The following is a 25,003-nucleotide window of genomic DNA, read 5'->3' as shown; positions in this document are numbered from 1 at the left end:
CGCGTGCGGTCCCCGTCAGACGAGGCCCAGCGAGTCCGTGCCCGTCGGTTCGAAGAAGCGGGCCACATCCGCCTCCGTCACGCGCGCCAGCTCAGCGGGCGACCAGCGCGGCCTGCGGTCCTTGTCGACGACCTGGGCCCGGATGCCCTCAGGCAGGTCGGGCGAGGCCAGGGCGGCACAGGACACGCGGTATTCCTGTTCCAGGACCGCTTCCAGGGTGGGCAGTTCACGTGCCCTGCGCAGCGCGGCCAGCGTCACCTTCAGGGAGGTCGGGGACTTGGACAGGATCGTCTCCGCCGCCTCCTTCGCGTGCCGGTCGCCGCTGGCGTGCAGCCGGTCCACGATCTCCTCGACGGAGTCCGCGGCGTAACAGTGGTCGATCCACTCGCGACGGGCCGCAAGTTCACCGGCCGGAGCCGGGGCAGCGAAGTCGCGCACGACATCCGCCGCGTCCGCGTCGGCGAGCGCCGCGGTGAACTCCGGCAGCCGCTCCGACGGCACGTAATGGTCCGCGAGTCCGCACAGCAGCGCGTCGGCCGCGCCCACCGGCGTCCCCGTCAGCGCCAGATGCGTGCCGAGTTCACCGGGCGTCCGCGTCAGCAGATACGTGCCGCCCACGTCGGGCACGAAGCCGATGCCCGTCTCCGGCATCGCCACCCGCGACCGCTCCGTGACGACCCGGACGTCCCCGTGCGCCGAGATGCCGACACCGCCCCCCATCACGATGCCGTCCATCACGGCCACGTACGGCTTCGGGTAGCGGGCGATGCGCGCGTTGAGGAGGTACTCGTCGTGCCAGAAAGCCGCCGACGCCGCCGCGCGGCCCGCGCGCACGTCGTCGTGGATCGAGCGGATGTCGCCGCCCGCGCACAGCCCGCGCTCCCCGGCGCCGGTGACCAGCACCGTCGCCACCGACTCGTCCCGCTCCCACGCGTCCAGGGCCTCCGCCATGAGCCGGACCATGGCGTGGTTCAGGGCGTTGATGGCCCGCGGCCGGTTCAGGACGAGGTGCCCGGCGCGGCCCTCGCGGCGGTGCAGGACGGGGGCGTCGGCGGGGGCGTCGGGCGCGGTGCTCATGGTGCGGGTGGCTCCGTTCACGGGGACGTACGCGGATCACGGGATGTACGCGCATCACCGGGGTGGCGTACGCGGGGTGCGGTCAGGGACGTTCGCGGTCGCCGCCCTGGAACGCGTCGAGGATCTGCTCGGCGGCGGACGTGGCCGTCACGGTGCCCTCGCGGACGCGCTGTTCGAGGTCCGTGGCGAGCCGCTTGACCTCCGCGTGGCCGAGGAGTCTGCCGAGGAGCTCGTCCCGCACCATCGACCACGTCCAGTCGACCTGCTGGTCGCGGCGCTTGGCGGCGAGGCGGCCCGTCGAGTCGAGCAGGGCGCGGTGCTGCTCGATCCGCTCCCACAGCGTGTCGAGCCCGCTGGACTCGCGGGCGCTGCAGGTCAGCACCGGGGGAGTCCACGCCGCGTCGGCCGGATGCATCAGCCGCAGCGCGCCCGCGAGTTCACGGGCCGCCGAGCGCGCGTCCCGCTCGTGCGGGCCGTCCGCCTTGTTCACGGCGATGACGTCCGCGAGTTCCAGTACGCCCTTCTTGATGCCCTGCAGCTGGTCGCCGGTGCGGGCGAGGGTCAGCAGCAGGAACGTGTCGACCATGTTCGCGACCGCCGTCTCCGACTGCCCTACGCCCACGGTCTCCACGAGCACCACGTCGTACCCCGCCGCCTCCATCACCACGATGGACTCGCGCGTCGCCTTGGCGACCCCGCCGAGCGTCCCCGCCGAGGGGGAGGGCCGTACGAAAGCGGCGGGATCCAGCGCCAGCCGTTCCATCCTGGTCTTGTCGCCCAGGATGGAACCGCCCGTGCGCGTCGAGGACGGGTCGACCGCGAGCACCGCGACCCGGTGCCCCAGCGAGGTCAGCATCGTGCCGAGCGCGTCGATGAACGTGGACTTGCCCACGCCCGGCACTCCGCTGATGCCGACCCGCCGCGCCCGCCCGCTGTGCGGGAGCAGCTCGGTCAGGAGCTGCTGCGCCAGCGCGCGGTGCTGCGGACGGGTCGATTCGACGAGGGTGATGGCCCGCGCGACGAACGCGCGCTTCCCGTCGAGGACGCCCTTCACATACGTATCGATGTCGATCGTCACAGGCATGGCTCTGCTCGCAGCTCACCGACTCACAGTTCGTGGCCGAGATCGGCCGCCAGTCGCTTCACCAGGTCGAACGCCGCGTCGGGGATCACTGTGCCGGGCGGGAACACCGCCGTGGCGCCCGCCTCGTGCAGCGCCTCGACGTCCTGCGGCGGGATGACGCCGCCCACGACGATCATGATGTCGTCGCGGCCCTCGGCGGCCAGCTCCTCGCGCAGTGCCGGTACGAGGGTGAGGTGGCCGGCGGCGAGGGAGGAGACGCCCACGATGTGCACGTCCGCCTCGACGGCCTGGCGCGCGACTTCCGCCGGCGTCTGGAACAGCGGGCCCACGTCGACGTCGAAGCCCAGGTCGGCGAAGGCGGTGGCGATGACCTTCTGGCCGCGGTCGTGTCCGTCCTGGCCCATCTTCGCGACGAGGATGCGCGGCCTGCGCCCCTCGGCCTCGTCGAAGGAGTCCACGAGCGCGCGCGTGCGCTCGACGGACGGGGACTGGCCTGCTTCGGTGCGGTACACACCGGAGATCGTACGGATCTGACCCGCGTGCCGCCCGTACACCTTCTCCAGTGCGTCGGAGATCTCACCGACCGTCGCCTTCGCGCGGGCCGCGTCCACCGCGAGCGCCAGCAGGTTGCCCTCCAGGCCCTGCCCGGGGCCGCGCTCGGCCGCCGTGGTCAGGGCGCGCAGCGCGTCCTGACAGGCCGTTTCGTCGCGCTCCTCGCGCAACCGCTTCAGCTTGGCGATCTGCTGGGCGCGCACCGAGGAGTTGTCGACCTTCAGGACGTCGATCTGTTCGTCGCTGTCCACCCGGTACTTGTTGACGCCGATGACCGGCTGGCGCCCCGAGTCGATGCGGGCCTGCGTGCGCGCCGCGGCCTCCTCGACGCGCAGCTTCGGGATGCCCGCGTCGATGGCCTGCGCCATGCCGCCCGCCGCCTCGACCTCCTCGATGTGCTGCCAGGCACGCCGGGCCAGGTCGTACGTGAGCTTCTCGACGTAGGCGCTGCCGCCCCACGGGTCGATCGTCCGGGTCGTCCCCGACTCCTGCTGGATCAGGAGCTGCGTGTTGCGGGCGATGCGCGCGGAGAAGTCGGTCGGCAGGGCGAGCGCCTCGTCCAGCGCGTTCGTGTGCAGGGACTGCGTGTGGCCCTGCGTCGCCGCCATCGCCTCGACACACGTCCGCGTGACGTTGTTGAACACGTCCTGCGCGGTCAGCGACCAGCCCGACGTCTGCGAATGGGTGCGCAAGGAGAGCGACTTGGCGTTCTTCGGGTCGAACTGCTTGACCAGCTTCGCCCACAGCAGGCGCGCCGCGCGGAGCTTGGCGACCTCCATGAAGAAGTTCATGCCGATCGCCCAGAAGAAGGAGAGCCGCGGCGCGAACGCGTCCACGTCGAGCCCCGCGTCCCGGCCCGCGCGCAGGTACTCCACGCCGTCGGCGAGGGTGTACGCGAGCTCCAGGTCGGCCGTCGCGCCCGCTTCCTGGATGTGGTAGCCGGAGATGGAGATCGAGTTGTAGCGCGGCATCTTCTGCGAGGTGTACGCGAAGATGTCGGAGATGATCCGCATCGAGGGCTTCGGCGGATAGATGTAGGTGTTGCGGACCATGAACTCCTTGAGGATGTCGTTCTGGATGGTCCCGGCCAGCTTCTCGGGCGGCACGCCCTGTTCCTCCGCCGCCACGATGTACAGCGCGAGAACGGGCAGCACCGCGCCGTTCATCGTCATCGACACGGTCATCTTGTCCAGCGGGATGCCGTCGAACAGCTGCCGCATGTCGTAGATCGAGTCGATGGCGACGCCCGCCATGCCGACGTCACCGGTGACGCGCGGGTGGTCGCTGTCGTAGCCGCGGTGGGTCGGCAGGTCGAAGGCGACCGACAGGCCCTTCTGTCCTGCCGCGAGGTTGCGGCGGTAGAACGCGTTGGACTCCTCCGCGGTCGAGAAGCCCGCGTACTGCCGGATCGTCCACGGCTGGTTCACGTACATCGTCGGGTACGGTCCGCGCAGGTACGGCGCGACGCCCGGGTACGTCTCCAGGAAGTCGAGGCCCTCCGCGTCCGCCCCGGTGTACAGCGGCTTGACCGCGATGCCCTCGGGTGTCTCCCACAGCAGGTCCGCCTCGGACTTGCCGACGGACTCCTTGACGGCGGCATGCCACTGCTCGGCTGAAGGAGCCGAAGGGGACGGACCGCCGCCCGTGCCCAGCTCGATGTCGTCGAACTCGGGGATCCGCATTACGCCACTCCCATGCGGTCGAGGGTGGAGGTGAGGACGGCGACCGCGTCGCAGCCGGCGAAGACGTACTCGTCGATCTCGGTGAACTCCCCGCGCCCGGCGAGGAACACGCGCAGGGCGCCCGCCGCCTTCAGGGCCCGCGCGACGGCCTCGGCCTGCTCGGCGTAGAGCGCGTCGCTGGAGCAGACGCACGCCACCGTGGCGCCGCTCGCCGCGAACGCCTCGGCGGCCGTCTCCGCGTCCACCGACACCGGGTCGTGCACGGGCTCGATCCCGCCCGCCATGAAGAGGTTCGAGGCGAACGTCGCCCGCGCCGTGTGCGCGGCGGCGGAGCCGAGCGCGGCGACGAAGACCTTGGGGCGGGCGCCGGTCGCCGCCAGATGGGCGTCCGAGCGGGCGCGCAGCTCCTCGAACGCCTCGTCGCGGCGCACCCGGGGCAGACCGCCGGACGGCGCGGCGGGCGCGGGCTCGCGCTCCACCTGACGCTCCGTGAGGAGCGGGAACTCGCTGACGCCCGTGATGGGTTCGCGGCGCCTGGCCAGCTTCTTCTTGCGCTCCGCCCAGGTCGCGGCGATCCGGTCGCCGATCAGACCGGAGCGCAGGGCCGCCACCTGCCCGTCCGCGCGCTCGATCTCCTTGAAGAAGTCCCAGGCGGCGTGGGCGAGTTCGTCGGTGAGCCGCTCCACGTACCAGGAGCCGCCTGCCGGGTCGATGACGCGTGCCAGGTGCGACTCCTCAAGGAGGATCGTCGACGTGTTGCGGGCGATGCGGCGCGCGAACGCGTCCGGCAGGCCGAGCTCGTGGTCGAAGGGCAGGACCGTGACGGCGTTCGCGCCGCCCACGCCCGCGCCCAGGCAGGCCACGGTCGTCCGCAGCATGTTCACCCACGGGTCGCGGCGGGTCATCATGACGGGCGAGGTCACCGCGTGCTGCCGCTGCCCGCCGGCCGCCGGAACGCCGGACACCTCCGCGACGCGCGCCCAGAGACGGCGCGCGGCCCGTAGCTTGGCGATGGTGAGGAACTGGTCGGCGGTGGCCGCGAACCGGAACTCCAGCTGCGCGAAGGCCTTGTCGACGCTGAGGCCGGCCTCGTACAGCGCGCGCAGGTACGCGACGCCCGTGGCGAGCGAGGCGCCGAGCTCCTGCGCGGCGGAGGCGCCCGCCTCGTGGTACGGCAGGGCGTCCACGGTCAGGGCGCGCAGGCCGGGGTAGCGCTCGCCGCACAGTCGCGCCAGGTCGGCGACCCCCTTGACGGAGGCCACCTTCTCCCCGGTGCGGGCCTCGTGCCCGAGCGGGTCGGCGCCGAGCGTGCCGCGCACCGCGTCGTCGGCGATGCCCGCGGCCTCGTACAGGCGCAGCAGTTCCCGTGCGGCGGGCTCGGCCTGGTCGCCCGCGTCGAGCGCGACGGGCACCAGGTCGAGGTAGACGCCGTCCAGGGCGCGCTCCAGGCCGGAGACCGGGAGGCCGGCGGGGCCCACGGTCAGCCAGAGGGAGGTGACGCCGTTCTCCAGGTCGGTGAGGACCGCGTCGTTGGTGCGCGCGGGGTCGGCGCTCGCGTACCGCTGCCGGACGTCCCAGCCGCCCGGGGTGTTGCCCTCGGGAACGGAACCCCTGACGAACGGGGCGAAGCCGGGGAGTCCGGCGTCGGGCGCGGTGTCGCGCGCGGTGTACAGGGGGCGGGTGGTGAGCCCGTCCTCGAGGGCGGTGGACAGCGCTTCCTCTGCGGCCGTGCCCGATACGTCCTTACCCGACTTGCGCAGCACGCCTTCCACAAGGCGGTGCCACTGCTCATGGGTCGCATCAGGGAACTCGGCGGCCAGCGAAAGCCCGTCGTCAGGCAGGACCGTCATGCCCCGATGCTAGGGCGCAATCCGTGGCACGGGGTGTCATGAATGGCTGTGACCTTGCCCTCTTCCGGTGGCTCTTGATCTCAAACGAGCAGAGGGCTATTACCGGCCGGAGGCATCGAGTCGGGCGCCAAGTCGGGCATGGCGGCAGATATCGCGGCAGCCGGGCGTCACGCCGGGACGTCGGTGGAGGTCCGGGGCGGTGCGAGCGCCTTCCCCGTGACGTACTGCACGTACTCGCGGTGCAGCCGGAACCCCGCCGTCCAGGCCAGCAGACGGCTGGGCCGGTTGTCGCGGCCGCACGACCAGCTCGCCGTGCGGCCGCGCGCGGCGACGTCCGCGCACAGGGCGGTGACGCAGGCGAGGGCGAGGCGTTCGCGGCGGCGCTCGGGGGTGGTCAGCACGGCCACGTCCTCGTACGTCTGTCCGGTGAAGTAGCTGCAGGCCACGGCGGCGACGTCGCCGCCCTTGTCCACCGCCGCCCAGGCGTGCCCGGAGCCGGCCAGCCCCTCCGGGCCGCCCCAACTGTCGTGGATCCACGTCGAGTCGGGGGAGAGCGCGGCGAGCGCGGGCGCGTCGGAGGCCGTCAGGCGGCGTACGGTCACGCCCCGCGGCGGCCGCGGCGGTGGCACCGGCTCGCGATGGACGTACACCATGCGCTCGGCCGGTACGAGGCGGTCGAAGGCGGCGCCGAGCACCGGCAGGAAGCGGGCGGGGGCCTCGACGTGGCTGCGGGCGAACGGCGCGAGCAGGTCGGGCGCGACGCTGTTCGGGTCGCCGCGCAGCAGCACGTGGCCCGCGCAGGAGACCGCGACGGTACGCGGGTCGAGGGCGCGGTCGGCCCACCAGCGGCCGACGCCGGTGGTGGCGACGTGCTCGGGGAGGGACGCGGGCCCGGGGGAGCCGGGCGCGAACCAGCGCGGCACGGCGGGCAGGTGGTGCGGGGGAAGCTGCATCATCAGACGCTCCTCCGGAGTGAGACCTTCGAGTGAACGGGACGCACCGGTCGGCAGGGCCGTGACCGGCGGCCGGCTGCCTGGGCGCCGGGTTCCCGTTCCGACCGACATCCAACTGGCCCCGGCCCGCTCGCTCAAGAGCGCCTGTGCGGAATCGACGCCTCCTTGACGGCGGGACCGTCTCCGGCGCACGCATCGCGTCAGGGGTGGACGCGGTTGCGTCAACGTCGCGTCATGGAGGGTCGGTTGACACCCGGTGCCGGGCATAACGTCACCGTATGCCGTCGGATTCCGACCGGACCCGCGGTGTCCGTTCTGTTCGCTGTCGTCTTCCCCGCCCTTCCGCCTGCCGTCTTCCCTGGAGGAACCCATGGCCGAGCTCCTGTACGCCGAGGACCCCGAGCCCTGCGAACCCGGCCCGGCCGGACCGCTGTTCGTCCCCGTCCGGCCGGGACCCGCGGGCTGTGTGGCCCGCCTGTTCCGCACACCCGTCGGCGGCCGCACCGCCGTCGCCTTCACGACCCCCCGGCTCCTGCGCGCGGCGCTCGGCCCCCGGCAGCCGTGGATCCGGCTCTCCGAACCGGCACTCCGGTCCCTCGCCGAACCACTCGGCGTCGGTCGGATCACCGTCGACCCCCGGCTCGCCGCCCACCCCGTCGGCCCCCACCGGACGACCGCCGCCCCGTGCGCGACCCGCGGGACCGAGCCCCTGGTGGGCGCCCTGACCACACGGAACGGCTGAGGACGAGACAAGGCGAAGAGAGAAGCTGCCATGACCACACTGCGCGTACCCCCGCTCCCGTCCCCGTCCCTGTCCCCCACGAAGCTCCCGTCCCCCGCCCCGGCGGCGCCGACCGCCCCTGCCGCCCCCGCCACCCCCGCCGACACCGACCTCTCCATCTGGCCCGCGACCACCACCCAGCCCGCCCACGGCGACCTCACCGTCGGCGGTGTTCCGCTCACCGACCTCGCGGAGCGCTTCGGCACCCCCGCCTACCTCATCGACGAGGCCGACGTGCGCGCCCGCTGTCGTACGTATCGGCGGGCCTTTCCGGACGCCGACGTCCTCTACGCCGCCAAGGCGTTCCTGTGCCGCGCCATGGCGCACTGGGTGGAGGAGGAGGGCCTCGGCCTCGACGTGTGCTCCGCGGGGGAACTGGAGCTCGCCGTCACCACCGGCTTTCCCGCGGACCGCATCGTGCTGCACGGCAACGCGAAGAGCCCGCACGACCTGGCCGCCGCCCTCCGGCTCGGCGTGGGCCGGATCGTCATCGACAGCGCGTCCGAGATCGCCCGGCTCGCCGCCGCCGTGCCGCCGGGCAGCCGCCAGAAGGTGCTGGTGCGGGTGGCGCCCGGCATCGCCGCGGGCGGGCACGCCAAGATCCGGACCGGCACCGACGACCAGAAGTTCGGGCTCTCCCTCACGGACGGTTCCGCCCAGCACGCGGTCGCCCGCATCCTCGGCCAGCCGACCCTGCAACTGGTGGGTCTGCACTGCCACCTCGGCTCCCAGATCACCACCGAGAAGCCCTTCCTCGCCGCCGTGCGCCGCATGGTCGGCCTGATGGCCCGCATCAAGGACCAGCACGGGCTCACCCTGCCCGAACTGGACCTCGGAGGCGGGCACGGCATCGCGTACCGGCCCGGCGAGGAGGCACTCGACATCGCCGCGCTCGCCCGCAGGGTGCGGGCCGAACTGGTCGGAAGCTGCGCGGCGGCGGACCTGCCGGTGCCCCGCCTGACCGTCGAGCCCGGACGCGCCATCGCGGGCCCCGCCGGAGTCGCGCTCTACCGGGTCCTCGCGGTCAAGCGCACCGCCGCGCGGACCTTCGTCGCCGTCGACGGCGGCATGAGCGACAACCCGCGGCCGGCCCTGTACGGCGTGCGCTACCTGCCCCGGCTCGTCGGACGCCGCTCCACCGCCGAACCCGCCCCGGTGACCGTCGTCGGCCGGCACTGCGAAGCCGGCGACATCCTCGCCTCCGATGTCGCGCTGCCCGGCGACGTGCGGCCGGGCGACCTGCTCGGCGTCCCCGTCGCCGGGGCGTACCACCTGTCGATGGCGTCCGGCTACAACCTCGTCGGCCGTCCGCCCGTGGTCGCCGTGGCCGACGGACACGCCCGGCTGCTGGTCCGCAGGGAGTCGCTGGAGGACTTCAGGAGCCGGGACATCGGCCTATAGGGGACCTTTCGCCCTGATTCGCGGAGGTGGAGCCGGGGAACCCGTGAGCATGATCGGCAGGCCACGAGGACGGCGTCGTACGTCGACCCCCTGTGGCCTGCGTCCTTTCCACCCTGGAGGACCCCATGCTGGACAACACGCTGCAGCTGCTCACCAAGGGCTACGCGTGGCTCCCCGACCTGAGCCGCCGCAACGGGCCGGGGCCCGTCCGCACCCGCCTGCTCGGCAAGCCGGTCGTCGCGCTGCGCGGACCCGCGGCCGTCGGGTTCTTCTACGACGAGGACCACGTCCGCCGCCGCACGGCCCTGCCCGAGCCGGTGCTGAGCACGCTCTTCGGCAAGGGGGCGGTGCACACGCTCGACGGCGAGGAGCACCGTAAGCGCAAGGCGCTCTTCGTGACGGTCCTGAAGGACACGGACGGCGTCGCGGGCCTCGCGCGCCACGTCGAGCAGGAGTGGGAGCGGTCGGCCAAGGAGTGGGCGGGCCGCCCGCAGGTCACGCTGTTCGACGAGGTGAGCCTGCTGATCACGCGGGCCGTGTGCGCCTGGGCGGGCGCCCCGCTGCCCGAGCACCCAGACGACGAAGCGCGGCGGACCGCCGAGGACCTCGTGGCGATGGTCGACGGCTTCGCCACCGCCGGGCCACGGCACTGGAAGGCGCGGCGCGCCCGGCAGCGCCAGGAGGGCCGCCTGGCCCGCCTCGTGGAGGACCTCCGCTCGGCCGGGGGAGAGGTGTCCGACGGGGACGGGCGCCCGCCGTCCGTGGTGGCCGCCGTCGCCTTCCACCGGGACGCCGACGGCGAGCTGCTCGATCCGCGTACGGCCGCCGTGGAGATCCTCAACATCCTGCGGCCCACCGTCGCCGTCACCTGGTACACGGTGTTCGGCGCGCACGCCCTGCACCGCAATCCGGCACTGCGGGAGCGCCTCGCCGCGCGGGACGAGGGCTACGCCCGCGCGTTCGCCCACGAGGTACGGCGCTTCTACCCGTTCGCGCCGTTCGTCGCCGGTCTCGCCCCCGCCGACATCGAGTGGCACGGCGAGCCGATCCCCGAGGGCGCCATGGTCCTCCTCGACCTCTACGGACAGAACCACGACCCGGAGCTGTGGAACTCCCCGTACGTCTTCGACCCCGACCGGTTCGACGGCCGCGAGCCCGGCCGCGACGAACTCGTCCCGCAGGGCGGCGGCGAGGTTTCCCAGGGGCACCGCTGCCCGGGCGAGGACGTCACCCTCGCCGTCCTCAGCACCCTGCTCCCGCACCTCGCGCGACTCGACTACGACGTCCCCCAGCAGGACCTGCGCATCACCCTGCACCGCATGCCGACCAGGCCCCGCAGTGGCTTCGTCATCACCGGAGTGCGCTGAGCCGATCGGCTGAATTCTGAGGCATTCGACCCCCCTTACGGAAAGGCGCGAAGCATGGCCCGAGCGGCGCTGTTCGACGTGGACGGAACACTCACCGACACCAATCACCTGCACGTGACCACCTGGTGGGAGGCGTTCCGCCAAGCGGGACAACAGGTCGCGATGCACGACATCCACCGGGCCGTCGGGCTCGGCTCGACCGACCTCATCGCCCGGCTCCTCGGCGAGGACCGCGACCGCGACCAGGACGACAAGATCAGCGCCGCGCACAAGACGCTGTACGGCACGTACTTCGAGCGGCTGCCCGCGCTGAACGGAGCCCGCGACCTCCTGCACGCGCTGCACGACCGCGGCCGGCGCATCGTCCTCGCGACCTCGGCGGGCGGCGAGGAGCTCGGGGCGCTGCGCCGGGCCATCGACGCCGACGACGTCATCGCCGGCGTCGCGAGCGCGGACGACGTGTCCTCCGGCAAGCCGGCCCCCGACCCCATCCACCACGCCCTGGACATCGCCGAATGCTCCGCGGAGGAGGCGCTGTTCGTCGGCGACACGGTGTGGGACATGCAGGCGGCGTCCCGCGCCGGCGTCCGCGGTGTCGCGCTCCTCTGCGGAGGCATCCCGCGGGCCGACCTGGAAGAGCCGGGCGCCTCGGCCGTCTTCGCGGACCCGGCCGACATGCTCAGGCGCCTGGACAGCGAGGTACTGACCGGCGGGAAGTGAGCCACCCGGCGAGGGAACCCCGGGGAGGAGGAGGGCCGACCGGCCGCACCCCAATGCGGCCGGTCGGCGATGCGTGCGTCCGGTGGCCGTTCCGACGCCGCGCACCCCGCGTCCCGTGTGCCCCGCGCCTGCCGGTACATGCAGGGCTTCGACGAATCGAGCGAAGTCACGAACGCACATACGGAATCCTGTAGTCGGGCTCACAGGCCGTTCCCCAGATCCGTGTGCGGACATCTGTTTGGTGGTTAAACGCAGGGGCAGGCGAACGTCGTGCTTCGGACCGGAGGCGCGTTTGCGGGGAGCGGTGTGTTTGCTCCCGGTGGATGCCCTGTGCCGGGCTGCCCCGTCTCCTCGCGGTCCTTGTTGACGCACCGCTGAGGAGCGAACTGATGCTGACGAACCTCAATGAATACTCGGCCCGCCGCACCGCGGCCCGGCACTCGCACCACGACGCACCCGACACCACCGCTGAGTTCGCCCGGCTCGCCGCTCTCGAGGACGGCCCGGAGCGGGAGGTCCTGTGCGCGGAGATCGTCGAGGCATGGCTGCCCATGGCTCACCGTCTCGCCGCCCGCTACCGCAACAAGGGCGAGACCCTCGAAGACCTGCGACAGGTCGCCGCGGTGGGCCTGGTCAAGGCCGTCAACCGGTACGAGCCCGGCCGCGGCGCCTTCGAGAGCTACGCCGTGCCCACCATCACCGGTGAACTGCGCAGGCACTTCCGCGACCGCATGTGGGACGTGCGCGTTCCCCGCCGCGTCCAGGACCTGCGCAACAAGGTCCGTGTCGCCCGACGCGAACTCCGCGACCTGCCGGGCAGCGGACCCGAACCATCCATCGCCGACATCGCCGCGCACGCGGGCCTGACGGAGGATGAGGTGAAGGACGGCATGCAGGCCATGGAGGGCTACAGCGCCCTGTCGCTGGACGCCGAGATCTCGTCCGCCGACCCGGACGGCTTCAGCCTCGCCGACACGCTCGGCGCACCCGACGCCGCGTACGACATCGTCACCGACCGGGAGGCGGCCAAGCGGGGGCTGCGGAAGCTGCCCGAGCGCGAGCGGACCATCCTCTACCTGCGCTTCTTCGAGGACATGACGCAGAGCCGCATAGCGGAGAAGCTCGGCATCTCGCAGATGCACGTCTCGCGTCTGATCAGCAACAGCTGCGCCCGGGTGCGCGCCGAGGCCGACGGCGTCCGCCCGGCCGCCCGCGCGGCCTGACACCGCTCGTCCGCGACACGGCTCGGCCCGCCCACCGAAAAGGTGGGCGGGCCGGATGCCAGTGCGGAGCGCCGCTACAGAATCGCGCCGGGCGTGTAGGCCGCGGCCTCCGGGTGCTCCTTGAGCAGCGCCTCGATCTGACCGACGACCGTGGTGACCTGGTCGCTCGCGGCGCCCGTGAACGACAGCTTGTCGGCCATCAGCTCGTCGAGCTGCGCACGGTCCAGCGGGATACGGGAGTCGGCGGCCAGCTTGTCGAGCAGTTCGTTGCGCTCGGCACCCTGCTCGCGCATGGCAAGGGCGGAGGCGACCGCGTTCTCCTTGATGGCCTCGTGGGCCTCCTCGCGGCCGACGCCCGCGCGCACCGAGGCCATCAGGACCTTGGTGGTGGCGAGGAAGGGGAGGTAGCGGTCGAGCTCACGCGCCACGACCGCGGGGAACGCCCCGAACTCGTCCAGCACGGTCAGGAAGGTCTCGAGCAGCCCGTCGAGCGCGAAGAACGCGTCGGGCAGGGCGACCCGTCGTACGACGGAGCAGGAGACGTCGCCCTCGTTCCACTGGTCGCCCGCCAGCTCTCCGGTCATCGACGCGTAGCCGCGCAGGATGACGGTGAGGCCGTTGACGCGCTCGCAGGAGCGGGTGTTCATCTTGTGCGGCATCGCGGACGAGCCGACCTGGCCGGGCTTGAAGCCCTCGGTGACCAGCTCGTGGCCCGCCATCAGGCGGATCGTCTTGGCGATGGAGGAGGGCGCGGCGGCGACCTGCACGAGCGCGGTCACGACGTCGTAGTCGAGGGAGCGCGGGTAGACCTGGCCGACCGAGGTGAAGGCCGACTCGAAGCCCAGGTGCGAGGCGATCCGCTGCTCCAGGTCGGCGAGCTTGGAGGCATCGCCGCCGAGCAGGTCGAGCATGTCCTGGGCGGTGCCGACCGGACCCTTGATGCCGCGCAGCGGGTAGCGGCCGATCAGCTCGTCCAGGCGGCGGTACGCGACGAGGAGCTCGTCGGCACCGGTCGCGAAGCGCTTGCCCAGCGTCGTCGCCTGCGCGGCGACGTTGTGGGAGCGGCCCGCCATGACCAGCTCGCCGTACTCACCGGCGAGCTTGCCGAGCCGGGCGAGGACCGCGACGGCACGGGAGCGGATCAGCTCCAGGGAGAGCCGGATCTGCAGCTGCTCCACGTTCTCGGTGAGGTCGCGCGAGGTCATGCCCTTGTGGACGTGCTCGTGCCCGGCGAGGGCGTTGAACTCCTCGATGCGGGCCTTCACGTCATGGCGCGTGACCTTCTCGCGCTCGGCGATCGAGGCCAGGTCGACCTGGTCGAGCACGCGCTCGTAGTCGGCGATGGCGGCGTCGGGAACCTCGATCCCGAGGTCCTTCTGCGCACGCAGCACGGCGAGCCAGAGCTGACGCTCCAGCTTCACCTTCTGCTCGGGCGACCAGAGGGTGGCGAGCTCGGCGGAGGCATAACGTCCGGCGAGGACGTTCGGGATACGGGGCTTTGCGGGCGCGGCAGTCACGTGCACGAAGTTTACCGGGCGTCCATACAGGCTCCGAACCATCCGTGCATGTAGGAACCTCCAGGTCACAGCGCCGGACCGCTCAGCAGGGGCGGACGTACCACGCGTCCGACCAGTTGCCCCAGCCCTTCTTGTTGTTCGGGGAGATCTCCGGCCCGGGCCTGCGTGGCGACGAGGGTTCCTGTACGGAGTGCTTGATCGGCCTGTGCTCGAACTCCCTAAGTCGTGCGTGGCGTGGACGTGTTCTCTTCCGCGCACAGCCTGGGCGCATCGGGGCGACGAGCGCCCGACTTTTTGGTCCCGGCCAAAAGGTCGGGGGACGGTCGTCCGGTGTCAGGCGCCGTCAATGAGGCGTCGGCCCAGCGGAGTTGCCGTGTGCAGGACGCCCTTCCCGGCGCGGCACACGATTTCCCAGAGCGGATCCGGACGCCGGGCGAGCCGCACGTCCGCCAGGTCGCTGCTTCCCGGCCAGGCGTTATCCTGTGGCCGCGGCCGACGACATAGCCCGTATCCAGCGACTTTCCGGTGTGAATCGGTGTGGGTGGGTGTGAAACGGTCGTATCGCGGTGCGCGCCCATCGCCGACGACGTACACGACGACGTACCCGAAGAAAGCTCAGGTTGTGGATTACCAGGCCGTTCTCGAAGAAGTCGCCGCCTTCGCCCGGCCCCTCGTGGGCCGCGGCCAGGTCGCCGGCTACATCCCGGCGCTCGCGGACGTGGACGCCGAGCGCTTCGGGATCGCGGTCGCCGACGTCAACGGCGACGTGCACGGCGTGGGGGACTGGCAGGAACCGTTCTCCGTCCAGTCCATCTCGAAGGCGTTCAGCCTCGCGCTCGTCCTCGCGGAGGGTGGCGACCGCATCTGGGACCGCGTCGGCACGGAACCGTCCGGCAACCCCTTCAACTCGCTCGTCCAGCTCGAGTACGAGAACGGCATCCCGCGCAACCCGTTCATCAACGCGGGCGCGCTCGTCGTCACGGACCGGCTGCAGAGCCTCACCGGCGACGCGGGCACGACGATGCTGGAGTTCCTGCGCGCGGAGAGCGGCAACCCGGACGTCGCCTTCGACCCGGTGGTCGCGGCCTCGGAGGCCGAGCACGGCGACCGCAACGCCGCCCTCGCCCACTTCATGGCCAGCTACGGCAACCTCGACAACCCCGTGTCCACGGTCCTGGAGCACTACTTCCGGCAGTGCGCGATCCGCATGAACTGCCGCGACCTCGCCCTCTCGGCGGCCTTCCTGGCCCGGCACGGGCTGCGCAACGACGGCACGCGTCTGCTGCCGCCGCGCGAGGCGAAGCAGGTCAACGCGGTCATGCTCACCTGCGGCACGTACGACGCGGCGGGCAGCTTCGCCTACCGCGTCGGCCTGCCGGGCAAGAGCGGCGTCGGCGGCGGCATCGTCGCCGTGATCCCGGGCCGCTGCACCCTGTGCGTGTGGAGCCCGAGCCTCGACTCGTACGGCAACTCCGTGGCCGGCGTGGCCGCGCTCGACCACTTCACCACGGTGACGGGCTGGTCGGTGTTCTAGGCCCCGGCTGCCAACCCGGGCGCTAGGGGAGCGGGCCGTCGTACGGGAGCAGGTCGGGGCGCTTCGGGGCGCGTCCGTCGCCGGACGAGCGGCCGGTGAGGCGGCGCCCTATCCACGGGCCGAGGTACTGCCGGGCGAACCGGACGTCGGCGACGCGGCGGGTGGCCCAGCCCGGCGGCACGGCGGCGGGCAGCGGCGTCTGCCAGTCGTCCTCCGGCTCGTACCCGAGCGCCTGCCACACGGCCTCGGCGATCCTGCGGTGCCCTTCCGCGGTGGGGTGCAGGCGGTCCACGTCCCACATGCGCTGGTCGCCGAGTACGGCCGCGCCGTAGAGGTCGACGACGATCGCGTCGTGCCGGGACGCCAGGTCGTCGACGTAGGAGTAGAGCTCCTCCATGCGCGGACGGAAGCGTTCCATCACCGGGCCGTTCCGGCCCGGGCTGCGCATCAGGACGAGCTGCTTGCACGAGGGGGCGAGCCGCTCGACGGCCTCCTCCAGGAGACCGCGCACCCGGCCCATGTCGCACTTGGGGCGCAGTGTGTCGTTGAGGCCGCCGACGAGGGTGACCACGTCGGCCTGCATCGCGGCCGCGAGGTCCACCTGCTCGTCGACGATCTGCCCGATGAGCTTGCCGCGCACGGCCAGGTTCGCGTAGCGGAAGCCGGGGGTGTGCGCGGCCATCCGGGCGGCGAGGAGGTCGGCCCACCCGCGGTACGTGCCGTCGGGCAGCAGATCCGACATGCCCTCGGTGAAGGAGTCGCCCACCGCGACGAGACTGGTGTAGTTGGCATTCATCTGCATGGCAGAGACGATCGTAACCCGGCGCCGCGCCCGGCGGATCTGGGCAGCGTGGCTCCGCGGCGGTATGTCATAGGCACGCCGTCGTCACGAGAGAGCGAGCCCGCCATGTGGAACGCAGCCTTCTGGAAGGCCACCGCGGAACGCGCGATCCGCACGTTCGCGCAGGCGCTTGCCGCGGTCCTGGTGGCGGGGGCGACCAGCCTCCTGGACGTGGAGTGGGGCGCGGCCTTCGCGACGGCGGGTCTCGCCGCGGTCCTCGCGGTCCTGACGGCGATCGGCGCCTCGGAGGTCGGCGCGTCCGGCCCCGGCCTCACGGAGGAGCCGACGAAGAGGGTGCGCACGGGGGAGACGGCGGGGTGAGGCCCCGGGCCCCGAAGAGTCCGGGGCCCGCGAACCCTCACCTCACACAGGCTGCCCGAACAGCTTCTGCAGGACGTCCTCCATCGTGACCATGCCGGCAAGGCGCCCGTCCGAGCCGAGGACCGCCGCCACGTGCGTGCGGCTGCCGCGCATGGCCGTCAGGACGTCGTCCAGCGGAGTCGTCTCGCGCACCTGGGCGATCTTGCGCATGTCCGGTACCCGGAACGGCAGATCGCGCGGCGCCCGGTCCAGCGCGTCCTTCACGTGCAGATAGCCGACGATCCGGCGGCCGTCGTCGACCACGGGGAAGCGGGAGAACCCGGACTCGGCCGAGAGCTGCTCCAGCTTCTCCGGAGTGACGCCCACGCGCGCGTAGACCACCGCCTCCAGGGGCAGGACCACGTCCCGTACCGGACGGCGGCCCAGTTCCAGCGCGTCGTGCAGCCGCTCCTGCGCACGGTTGTCGATCAGACCCGCGTCACCGGAGTCCTTGACCATGCGGGCCAGGTCGTCGTCGGAGAAGCTCGCCGACACCTCGTCCTTGGCCTCGACGTGCAGCAGCTTCAGCAGACCGTTGGCGAACGCGTTGATCGCGAAGATCACCGGCCGCAGCGCCCGCGCGAGCGCCACCAGCGGCGGCCCGAGCAGCAGCGCGGAACGCACGGGCTCCGCGAGGGCGATGTTCTTCGGGATCATCTCGCCCAGGAGCATGTGTAGATACGTCGCCAGGGTCAGCGCGATGACGAACGAGATCGGGTGGACCAGGCCGTGCGGCACGCCCACCGCGTCGAAGACGGGCTCCAGAAGGTGCGCGATCGCCGGTTCCGCGACGATACCGAGGACGAGGGTGCACAGCGTGATGCCGAGCTGCGCCGCCGCGAGCAGCGCGGACACGTGTTGCAGGCCCCACATCACGCTCTTGGCGCGCTTGTTCCCCTCCTCCGCGTGCGGCTCGATCTGGCTGCGGCGCACGGAGATGAGGGCGAACTCGGCGCCCACGAAGAAGGCGTTGACGACGAGCGTCGCCAGACCGATCAGCAACTGGACGGCGATCATCGGACATCCTCCGTGGTGTCGTCGCTGTCGTCGGCGTCGAGCGGGGCGTGCAGCATGACGCGGGCGGCGCGCCGTCCCGACGCGTCCACGACGTCGAGCCGCCAGCCGCCCACCTCGACGCCGTCACCGACGGCGGGGATGCGGCCGAGCTCCGTGGCGACGAGGCCCGCGAGCGTCTCGTACGGCCCGTCGGGCACCCGCAGGCCGACCCGCGCGAGCTGGTCGGTGCGGGCGGCGCCGTCGGCGGAGTAGAGCGTCCTGCCGTCGTCGTCGGTGCCCTCGTGGGAGATGTCGGGCGTCTCGTGCGGGTCGTGCTCGTCCCGCACCTCGCCGACGACCTCCTCGACGATGTCCTCCAGGGTCGCCACCCCGGCCGTGCCGCCGTACTCGTCGATGACCACGGCCATCGTGCGCTTGCCCGAGAGCCGGTCGAGGAGCCGGTCGACGGTGAGCGTCTCCGGCACGAGCAGCGGCTCGCGCATCAGCTCGGCGACGGAGACGCGCGGCCTGCGCTCCGCGGGCACGGCGAGCACGTCCTTGATGTGCGCGACGCCGACGACCGTGTCGAGGTTCCCGCGGTACACGGGGAAGCGGGACAGGCCGGTGGCACGCGTGGCGTTCGCGACGTCCTCGCAGGTGGCGTGCGTCTCCAGGGCCATGACCTGCACGCGGGGCGTCATCACGTTCTCCGCGGTGAGGTCGGCGAGGTTCAGCGTCCGCACGAACAGCTCGGCCGTGTCCGCCTCCAGCGCGCCCTCCTTGGCGGAGTGACGGGCCAGGGCGATCAGTTCCTTGGGGCCGCGCGCGGAGGCGAGCTCCTCGGCGGGCTCGATGCCGAAGCGGCGTACGGAACGGTTCGCGGTGTTGTTGAGGTGCGCGATGAACGGCCGGAACGCGGCACTGAACAGCCGCTGCGGCGTGGCCACCCGCTTGGCGACGGCGAGCGGCGAGGAGATGGCCCAGTTCTTGGGCACCAGCTCACCGATGACCATCAGGAAGACGGTCGAGAGGGCCGTGCCGATCACCAGCGCGACGGAGGACGCGGCGGACCGCGGTATGCCGAGGTCGCGCAGCGGGCCCGCGATCAGGGCGGCGATGGACGGCTCGGAGAGCATGCCGACCACCAGGTTGGTGACGGTGATGCCGAGCTGCGCGCCCGAGAGCTGGAAGGTGAGGTTCTTGACGGCTTTGAGGGCGCCGGCGGCGCCGCGCTCGCCGCGCTCGACGGCCCGCTCGAGCTCACTGCGCTCGACCGTCGTGAGGGAGAACTCCGCGGCGACGAACACACCGCACGCCAGGCAGAGCAGCACCGCCACGAGGAGCAGGAGCACTTCGGTCATCGGGTCACCTCCGTCCCATGATCGGGCAGGGGCGGGAGGAATGCGCGATGTCGGGTACTGGGAGGCTCGCCCATGGGCGGACGCTCACACCTTTCAGTTGGATACGAGTATTGCGTCCATGGTAAAGGATCAGCAAAGCCACTCGAACCTCTGTCGGGATCCGGCGGGACATGCCGGGATCTGCCGGGACTGCGGGGGCTACCCCTCTACCCCGCAGAGGGGGCTTCACCCAGCGGCTTCACCCACCGGCTCCACTGCGGCTCGCGCGCGTAGCCCGCCGCGTGCCAGGTGTGGTGGGCGAGCTCGTTGCGGTCCAGGACCATCGCGTCACCGCGGCGCCCGCCGAGCCGCACGAACCGCTCCTCCGCCGCGGCGAGCAGCGCCGAGCCCACGCCGCGCCTGCGGTGGTCCGGGTGCACCGCGAGGCGGTAGAGGTGGCAGCGCCAGCCGTCGAAACCCGCGATGACCGTCCCCGCGAGCCCGCCGCCGCGCTCGGCGAGGATCAGCGCCTCGGGGTCGCGCGCGACGAGCCGCTCCACGCCGGAGCGGTCGTCGCTGATGCTCGTGCCCTCGGCGGCCACCTTCCAGAAGGCGAGCACCGCGTCCAGGTCCTCGGGCGCCGCGGCCCGTATCCGAAGATCATCCATACGGCCATCCCACCACCGGCCGACGCCCCGGCGCGCGAAATATCCGGGATGTGGACGGCGGCGGGCCCGCCCGCCGGGGCACCTACTCGTGCGCGATGGCCGCCAGCACATTCATGCGCGACGCACGCAGCGCGGGCAGCAGCGCCGCCGCGAGGCCGACGACCACCGAACCGATCACCACCGCGACGATCGTCGTCCAGGGGAACGCCAGCTCCTTCATGCCCTGCAGCGCTAGCACCTGCTGCACGGCGACGCCCCAGACCATCCCGAGCGCGAGCCCGAGCAGCGCCCCGAAGACCGCGATCACCACCGACTCCAGGCGGATCATGCGGCGCAGCTGACGGCGGCCGAGGCCGATGGCGCGCAGCAGTCCGATCTCGCGCGTGCGTTCCACGACCGACAGGGCGAGGGTGTTGACGACGCCGAGGACCGCTATGACGATCGCGAGGCCGAGGAGGGCGTAGACGAGGTAGAGCATCACGGCGATCTGCTGCCGGATCAGCTCCTTGTAGTCGGCCTGGTCGCGCACCTGCACCTGCGGGTACGGGTCGAGCGTCTTGTCCAGGTGGGCGCGGAGGGTGTCCGCGTCCGTGCCCGGCGCCGCGTTGACGTACAGAGCGGAGTCCTGGCCGCCCGGCACGTACTTCTCGACCGTGCCGAACCCGAGGAAGAGCCCGCCCTCGACGCCGAAGCCCTCGGGCGAGTCCTGGTCGGTGAGCGCGCCGACGGTCAGCTTCGTCCCGCGCCCGCCGGGGAACGTCGCGGGCAGGCTGTCGCCGACCCGCACCTCGTGCTTCTTCGCGAAGTCCACGTCCATGCCGATCCGGCCCGGGGCGAGCGCCGCGCGCGAACTGCCCTGCGCGTACGTCACCTTGGCGACGTCGTCGAGCCGCGGATCGTAGCCCGCTGCCGTCGACTCGACGTTCTTGCCGTCGGGCAGCGCCAGTTCGATGGGGGTGAAGCGCTGGCGTACGACCAGACCCGCGCCCTCCGTCTTCTCGACCTTCCCGGTGATCTCCGGGGAGAAGGGCATGAAGTTGCTGTTCTGCACGACGAAGTCCGCGCCGAGTGTCCGGTCGATCTGCCGGTCGAACGACTTCGTCATCGACGCGCTGGCCACCGAGAGGCCGCCGACCAGCGCGAGCCCCACCATCAGCGCGGCCGCGGTGGCGCCCGTGCGGCGCGGGTTGCGCAGCGCGTTGCGCTGGCTCATCCGGCCGACCGAGCCGAAGACCGCGGGGAAGACGCCGCCGAGCACCCGGATCACCGGCCGCACCAGGAGGGGTCCCGCGATGACCGTGGCGATCAGGGTCAGGACGATCCCGAGACCGAGGAGCGACGCCGCCGACGACGTCTTCTCCGCGGTGGCGCAGCCCACCAGCGCCGCCGCACCGGCCGCCCCGACGAGCGCGCCGGCGACCGCCCGCACCCTCAACGGCCGCCCCACACCGGCGATCTCGGCGTCCGCGAGCGCGGCCATCGGCGAGACGTGTGCGGCCCGCCGGGCGGGGAGGAACGCCGCGACGAACGTCACGCCTACCCCGACGACGTACGAGGCGACCGGTGTCGCCCACCCGATGACCATCTCCGTGGACTTCAGGTTCATCCCGAGCAGACCCATGAGCTTGATCAGACCGAGGGCGAGACCGATGCCCGCGGCGAGCCCCAGCGTCGAACCGACGAGGCCGAGCAGCAGCGCCTCGACGAGCACGGAACGCCGCACCTGCCTGCGGTCGGCGCCGAGCGCCCGCAGCAGCCCGAGTTCGCGGGTGCGCTGTGCGATGAGCATCGAGAAGGTGTTGACGATCAGGAAGATGCCGACGAGGACGGCGACACCGGCGAAGCCGAGCATCACGTACTTGATGACGTCGAGGAAGCCGCCGAGCTCGGCCGCCGCGGACTCGGCCTGCTCGTCGGCGGTCTCCAGGTCGTAGCCGGAGCCCAGTTCGGCGCCGATGCGGCGCTTCAGGGCGGTGTCGCTCACCCCGTCGTCGGCGGTCACGGAGATGCTGGTCGCCGCCTTCGTCGAACCCAGGAGCTCGCGCTGGGCGCTCGCGGTGTCCAGGAAGACGAGCGCGGCGCCGGGGTTCGTGGTGGTGAAGGTGGCGATGCCGACGACCTCGACCTTGAACGAGCCGGGGCGCGCGAGGACGGTGAGGGTGTCCCCGATCTCCACGTCCTTCTTGTCGGCCGTGTCCGCGTCGATCAGCGCCTCGCCCTCGCCGCGCGGGGCGTGACCCGAGGTGAGCTCCACGGGGCTGCGGTCGGTGGGGTGCCAGTCCGTGGCCACCGTGGGAGCGCCCGTCGTGGAGCCCACGGACTCGTTGTCGCGGTCGACGATGGTGATGTTGTCGACGGACACGTCGATGTGCGCGTCCGCGACCCCGGCGACTCCGGCCACCCGCTCCGTGAGGCTCGCGGGCAGCGTCGGCGTCTGGCCGGACGGCACCGCTTCGTCGAGGTCCTCCTTCGGCGCCACCGTCACATCGGCCGACGTGGAGGCGAACAGGCGGTCGAAGGTGCGGGTGACCGTGTCCGAGAAGATCAGGCTGCCCGCCACGAACGCGACCGAGAGGATCACGGCCAGCGCGGAGAGCGCCAGCCTGCCCTTGTGCGCGAGGAAACTCCTGAGCGTCGCCTTCAGCACCGGGGCCCCCGCTCAGCTCTGCTCGGACGGACGGTCCCCGGGCGTACGCGGAGTGCCCGGTGGTGGCGCCGCCTGCGACGCGTCGAACCTCTTCATGCGCTCCAGGACCGCGTCCGCCGTCGGCCGCGCCATCTCGTCCACCATTCGTCCGTCTCCCAGGAAGAGGACCAGGTCGGAGTGGCCGGCCGCGCTCGGGTCGTGGGTCACCATCACCACGGTCTGGCCGAGCTGGTCCACCGCGTCCCGCAGGAAGCCGAGGACTTCGAGTCCGGCCCGCGAGTCCAGGTTGCCCGTCGGCTCGTCGGCGAAGATCAGCTCCGGCTTCGCGGCGAGCGCCCGCGCACAGGCCACCCGCTGCTGCTGGCCGCCCGACAGCTGCGCGGGCCGGTGCTTGAGCCGGTCTCGCAGACCCAGCGTGTCGATGACGTGCTCCAGCCAGTCGCGGTCGGGCCGCTGCCCCGCGATGTCCATCGGGAGCGTCATGTTCTCCAGGGCGTTGAGCGTGGGGATGAGGTTGAAGGACTGGAACATGAAGCCGATGCGGTCGCGCCGCAGCCGGGTCAGCTCGCGCTCCTTGAGGCCCGTGATCTCCGTGTCCCCGAGCCACACCTGGCCCGCGGACACGCTGTCAAGACCGGCCAGGCAGTGCATCAGGGTGGACTTGCCCGACCCGGAGGGACCCATGACGGCCGTGAAGCGCCCGCGTGTGATGTCCACGTCGACCGAGTCGAGGGCGAGCACGGTCGTCTCGCCCGAGCCGTACGCCTTGGTGAGGCCGCGGGCGCGCGCGGCGATCCCGGCGGGCTCCGAACTGTCCGTGAACGGTGCCGAAGCAGGTGTGGACAAGGCGGCCTCCTGGGTTGTGGCCGTATCAACTCCCGTATTTCCGCGAAGAGTAGTGGGGCTGCGCGGGTCTCCGGTATCCCTCCGAGGTCGGGCCCCGGGTCGTGTGTAAGGGACAAGGTCCTTGCGGTCTTGTCGTGCTAGCACCCTGGCGCTAGCTTGACGGTATGGCGAAGACTCAGCTGAACGTGCGAGTGGACGAGGACACCGCCAGGGCCGCGCGGGAGCGCGCCCTGGCCCGGGGCATGAGCGTGAACCGCTACATAGAAGAACTGGTCAAACAGGACGCCGGGGAAATCGGGCACACCTTCGTCGAGGCCGCCGCCGACTTCATGAAGCAGTACGAATCCGTCTTCGCCGAGGAGTTCGGCATGGAGCGCGAGGGCAGCCGCCCGCTGCGTGAAGGTCGTCGCTGAGCCGTTGAACCTCAGAATCGACCTTGCCTGGCTCCTCATGATCGCCGAACACAAGACGCCCGGTGACCCCCAGGTCACCGACTGGGGCGCACTCGTCGCCGCCGTGAGCCGGCACGAGGCGGAGATATTCGGCGTGCCCGTCTACGAAACCCCGCACGACCGCGCCGCGGCGCTCCTCCAGGTCCTCCTCCACATCCCGGCGCTCGAACGCTCCAACGCCCTCTTCGCCTCCTCCGTCGCCTACGCCTACCTCGTCTCCAGCGGCCTGAAGGTCGTCACCTCGCCGGAGCAGGTGCGCGACCTCGCCCGGCTGGTGAAGGAGGACGGCGCGAGCGTGCACGCCATCGCGGACCAGCTGCGCCTGTGGAGTCTGTGAGCACGGGGAGCATGGGGAGCACGGGCCGACAGGCCGGTCAGGGTGAGTCGGGGCGGTACGCCGTGCCGAGCACGCAGTACGACGTGGGGAGCCGCGGCCCCTTCGCCGGCACCAGGAGCCGCCGGTGCGCACCGAGCTCGAACCCCGCGTCGCGCAGGGCCGCCAGGGTGTCCCGGGCGACGTGACAGCCGCCGAACAGAGGCGGCCACACCGTGCGGTCCAGGGCGCGCTGCGTGGTCGCCATCACCTTCCCCTGTGCCCTGCCGTGCTCGAAGAACCGCAGCTCACCGCCGGGCCGCAGCACCCTGCGGAGCTCGCCGAGCGCCCGCGGCACGTCCCGCACACTGCACAGCACCAGCGAGACGACAACCGCGTCGAACGCCTCACTCTTCACCGGCAGCGCCTCGGCGACGCCCGGCACGACATCCACCGGTACATCCGAACGCAGCGCCGCCGCGACCGCGAGCCGCCGCAGCAGCCGCTCCGGCTCGATCGCCACCACCTCCGAGACCGCCCCCGGGTAGTGCGCGAAGTTGAGCCCGTTGCCCGCGCCGACCTCGATCACCCGGCCGGAGAGACCGGCGAGCAGCTCACGGCGATGGGCGCCGATCACCGGCTCGGCGGCCACGCTCTGCCGGGCGTAGAAGCGGGCGAAGACGGGGTGGTGCACGGCGTCCCGGGACACGGGCTTGGCGGAGCGCGGCGACATGGGCCCTCCTGAAGAAGACCTCGGCAAAGGCCTCGTTGCAGACCTCGGCGGGGCGAGTGGATACCG

At 72.0% G+C, this 25,003-nt stretch carries 22 protein-coding genes; 9 read left to right on the top strand and 13 right to left on the bottom strand.

Features of this window, described 5'->3' with window-relative positions:
* Positions 1–15: 15 nt before the first annotated feature.
* The 5 genes from DEJ49_RS01765 to DEJ49_RS01745 all read right to left on the bottom strand — a co-directional run bounded on the left by DEJ49_RS01765 (position 16) and on the right by DEJ49_RS01745 (position 7,201).
* Positions 16–1,077, bottom strand: coding sequence for an enoyl-CoA hydratase/isomerase family protein (locus DEJ49_RS01765; RefSeq protein ID WP_150182035.1), 1,062 nt, complete (start codon positions 1,075–1,077; stop codon positions 16–18).
* An 82-nt stretch (positions 1,078–1,159) separates the two neighbouring features.
* A complete protein-coding gene (gene meaB / locus DEJ49_RS01760) occupies positions 1,160–2,161 on the bottom strand; it encodes a methylmalonyl Co-A mutase-associated GTPase MeaB (RefSeq protein ID WP_150182034.1) in 1,002 nt (333 codons plus the stop codon).
* Between the two features lie 23 nt (positions 2,162–2,184).
* Positions 2,185–4,395: a methylmalonyl-CoA mutase gene (gene scpA, locus DEJ49_RS01755; RefSeq protein WP_150182033.1), complete on the bottom strand. Its 2,211-nt coding sequence runs from the start codon at positions 4,393–4,395 to the stop codon at positions 2,185–2,187.
* A complete protein-coding gene (mutA, locus tag DEJ49_RS01750) occupies positions 4,395–6,245 on the bottom strand; it encodes a methylmalonyl-CoA mutase small subunit (protein ID WP_150182032.1) in 1,851 nt (616 codons plus the stop codon). The genes scpA and mutA overlap by 1 nt, the downstream gene beginning before the upstream one ends.
* A gap of 167 nt (positions 6,246–6,412) precedes the next feature.
* On the bottom strand, positions 6,413–7,201 hold the full coding sequence (locus tag DEJ49_RS01745) for a GNAT family N-acetyltransferase (protein ID WP_150182031.1): 789 nt from the start codon (positions 7,199–7,201) through the stop codon (positions 6,413–6,415).
* A gap of 367 nt (positions 7,202–7,568) precedes the next feature.
* On the opposite strand from DEJ49_RS01745, the gene DEJ49_RS01740 reads away from it, so the two are divergent.
* From DEJ49_RS01740 to DEJ49_RS01720, 5 genes are all read left to right on the top strand, one after another.
* Positions 7,569–7,940, top strand: a complete 372-nt coding sequence (locus tag DEJ49_RS01740) for an SAV_915 family protein (RefSeq protein ID WP_223832681.1) — start codon at positions 7,569–7,571, stop codon at positions 7,938–7,940.
* A gap of 30 nt (positions 7,941–7,970) precedes the next feature.
* Positions 7,971–9,380: a diaminopimelate decarboxylase gene (gene lysA, locus DEJ49_RS01735; RefSeq protein ID WP_150182030.1), complete on the top strand. Its 1,410-nt coding sequence runs from the start codon at positions 7,971–7,973 to the stop codon at positions 9,378–9,380.
* A 125-nt stretch (positions 9,381–9,505) separates the two neighbouring features.
* Positions 9,506–10,747 (top strand): cytochrome P450, encoded by a 1,242-nt coding sequence (locus DEJ49_RS01730; protein ID WP_150182029.1) that lies wholly within the window; start codon positions 9,506–9,508, stop codon positions 10,745–10,747.
* Between the two features lie 54 nt (positions 10,748–10,801).
* Positions 10,802–11,467: an HAD family hydrolase gene (locus DEJ49_RS01725; protein ID WP_150182028.1), complete on the top strand. Its 666-nt coding sequence runs from the start codon at positions 10,802–10,804 to the stop codon at positions 11,465–11,467.
* Positions 11,468–11,856: 389 nt separating this feature from the next.
* A complete protein-coding gene (locus DEJ49_RS01720) occupies positions 11,857–12,690 on the top strand; it encodes a SigB/SigF/SigG family RNA polymerase sigma factor (protein ID WP_150182027.1) in 834 nt (277 codons plus the stop codon).
* Positions 12,691–12,764: 74 nt separating this feature from the next.
* On the opposite strand, the gene purB is transcribed toward DEJ49_RS01720, so the two are convergent.
* A complete protein-coding gene (gene purB, locus DEJ49_RS01715) occupies positions 12,765–14,207 on the bottom strand; it encodes an adenylosuccinate lyase (protein WP_150182026.1) in 1,443 nt (480 codons plus the stop codon).
* Between the two features lie 622 nt (positions 14,208–14,829).
* Here purB and DEJ49_RS01710 point away from each other — a divergent pair.
* Complete coding sequence (locus DEJ49_RS01710; RefSeq protein ID WP_150182025.1) at positions 14,830–15,741, top strand: glutaminase; 912 nt, start codon at positions 14,830–14,832, stop codon at positions 15,739–15,741.
* 22 nt (positions 15,742–15,763) lie between these two features.
* Here the strand turns inward: DEJ49_RS01710 and DEJ49_RS01705 are convergent, their stop codons facing one another.
* Positions 15,764–16,543: an SGNH/GDSL hydrolase family protein gene (locus tag DEJ49_RS01705; RefSeq protein ID WP_150182024.1), complete on the bottom strand. Its 780-nt coding sequence runs from the start codon at positions 16,541–16,543 to the stop codon at positions 15,764–15,766.
* 105 nt (positions 16,544–16,648) lie between these two features.
* Between DEJ49_RS01705 and DEJ49_RS01700 the strand changes: the two genes are divergently transcribed.
* Entirely contained in the window at positions 16,649–16,903 is a 255-nt protein-coding gene (locus tag DEJ49_RS01700; protein ID WP_150182023.1) for a holin, read from the top strand.
* Between the two features lie 42 nt (positions 16,904–16,945).
* On the opposite strand, the gene DEJ49_RS01695 is transcribed toward DEJ49_RS01700, so the two are convergent.
* From DEJ49_RS01695 to DEJ49_RS01675, 5 genes are all read right to left on the bottom strand, one after another.
* The gene (locus DEJ49_RS01695) at positions 16,946–17,959 is read right to left on the bottom strand and encodes a hemolysin family protein (protein WP_150182022.1); all 1,014 of its coding nucleotides are present in this window, start codon (positions 17,957–17,959) and stop codon (positions 16,946–16,948) included.
* Positions 17,956–19,299, bottom strand: a complete 1,344-nt coding sequence (locus DEJ49_RS01690; protein WP_150182021.1) for a hemolysin family protein — start codon at positions 19,297–19,299, stop codon at positions 17,956–17,958. Before DEJ49_RS01690 ends, DEJ49_RS01695 begins: the two co-directional genes overlap by 4 nt.
* 206 nt (positions 19,300–19,505) lie before the next feature.
* On the bottom strand, positions 19,506–19,946 hold the full coding sequence (locus tag DEJ49_RS01685) for a GNAT family N-acetyltransferase (protein WP_150182020.1): 441 nt from the start codon (positions 19,944–19,946) through the stop codon (positions 19,506–19,508).
* 82 nt (positions 19,947–20,028) lie between these two features.
* Positions 20,029–22,593 (bottom strand): ABC transporter permease, encoded by a 2,565-nt coding sequence (locus DEJ49_RS01680; RefSeq protein WP_150182019.1) that lies wholly within the window; start codon positions 22,591–22,593, stop codon positions 20,029–20,031.
* A gap of 12 nt (positions 22,594–22,605) precedes the next feature.
* Positions 22,606–23,439 carry an ABC transporter ATP-binding protein gene (locus DEJ49_RS01675; RefSeq protein ID WP_150182018.1) on the bottom strand — a complete coding sequence of 278 codons (834 nt, stop codon included), beginning with the start codon at positions 23,437–23,439 and terminating at the stop codon, positions 22,606–22,608.
* 164 nt (positions 23,440–23,603) lie between these two features.
* Here DEJ49_RS01675 and DEJ49_RS01670 point away from each other — a divergent pair, with 164 nt between their 5' ends.
* A complete protein-coding gene (locus DEJ49_RS01670; protein WP_150164163.1) occupies positions 23,604–23,852 on the top strand; it encodes an antitoxin in 249 nt (82 codons plus the stop codon).
* Positions 23,853–23,856: 4 nt separating this feature from the next.
* Entirely contained in the window at positions 23,857–24,228 is a 372-nt protein-coding gene (locus tag DEJ49_RS01665) for a fic family toxin-antitoxin system, toxin component (RefSeq protein ID WP_069884487.1), read from the top strand.
* 37 nt (positions 24,229–24,265) lie between these two features.
* Here the strand turns inward: DEJ49_RS01665 and DEJ49_RS01660 are convergent, their stop codons facing one another.
* On the bottom strand, positions 24,266–24,937 hold the full coding sequence (locus tag DEJ49_RS01660) for a class I SAM-dependent methyltransferase (protein WP_150182017.1): 672 nt from the start codon (positions 24,935–24,937) through the stop codon (positions 24,266–24,268).
* Positions 24,938–25,003: the final 66 nt, after the last annotated feature.

Source organism: Streptomyces venezuelae (assembly GCF_008642335.1).
GTDB lineage: Bacteria > Actinomycetota > Actinomycetes > Streptomycetales > Streptomycetaceae > Streptomyces > Streptomyces venezuelae_F.
This window is presented reverse-complemented; position numbering and strand designations above follow the sequence as displayed.

Coding starts and splice junctions, on each gene's coding strand:
- DEJ49_RS01700 (WP_150182023.1), top strand. CDS start 16,649: ATGTGGAACGCAGCCTTCTGGAAGGCCACCGCGGAACGCGCGATCCGC.
- DEJ49_RS01765 (WP_150182035.1), bottom strand. CDS start 1,077: ATGAGCACCGCGCCCGACGCCCCCGCCGACGCCCCCGTCCTGCACCGC.
- DEJ49_RS01690 (WP_150182021.1), bottom strand. CDS start 19,299: ATGACCGAAGTGCTCCTGCTCCTCGTGGCGGTGCTGCTCTGCCTGGCG.
- DEJ49_RS01745 (WP_150182031.1), bottom strand. CDS start 7,201: ATGATGCAGCTTCCCCCGCACCACCTGCCCGCCGTGCCGCGCTGGTTC.
- DEJ49_RS01705 (WP_150182024.1), bottom strand. CDS start 16,543: ATGCAGATGAATGCCAACTACACCAGTCTCGTCGCGGTGGGCGACTCC.
- DEJ49_RS01740 (WP_223832681.1), top strand. CDS start 7,569: ATGGCCGAGCTCCTGTACGCCGAGGACCCCGAGCCCTGCGAACCCGGC.
- DEJ49_RS01725 (WP_150182028.1), top strand. CDS start 10,802: ATGGCCCGAGCGGCGCTGTTCGACGTGGACGGAACACTCACCGACACC.
- DEJ49_RS01695 (WP_150182022.1), bottom strand. CDS start 17,959: ATGATCGCCGTCCAGTTGCTGATCGGTCTGGCGACGCTCGTCGTCAAC.
- DEJ49_RS01685 (WP_150182020.1), bottom strand. CDS start 19,946: ATGGATGATCTTCGGATACGGGCCGCGGCGCCCGAGGACCTGGACGCG.
- DEJ49_RS01660 (WP_150182017.1), bottom strand. CDS start 24,937: ATGTCGCCGCGCTCCGCCAAGCCCGTGTCCCGGGACGCCGTGCACCAC.
- DEJ49_RS01670 (WP_150164163.1), top strand. CDS start 23,604: ATGGCGAAGACTCAGCTGAACGTGCGAGTGGACGAGGACACCGCCAGG.
- meaB (WP_150182034.1), bottom strand. CDS start 2,161: ATGCCTGTGACGATCGACATCGATACGTATGTGAAGGGCGTCCTCGAC.
- mutA (WP_150182032.1), bottom strand. CDS start 6,245: ATGACGGTCCTGCCTGACGACGGGCTTTCGCTGGCCGCCGAGTTCCCT.
- scpA (WP_150182033.1), bottom strand. CDS start 4,395: ATGCGGATCCCCGAGTTCGACGACATCGAGCTGGGCACGGGCGGCGGT.
- DEJ49_RS01730 (WP_150182029.1), top strand. CDS start 9,506: ATGCTGGACAACACGCTGCAGCTGCTCACCAAGGGCTACGCGTGGCTC.
- DEJ49_RS01720 (WP_150182027.1), top strand. CDS start 11,857: ATGCTGACGAACCTCAATGAATACTCGGCCCGCCGCACCGCGGCCCGG.
- lysA (WP_150182030.1), top strand. CDS start 7,971: ATGACCACACTGCGCGTACCCCCGCTCCCGTCCCCGTCCCTGTCCCCC.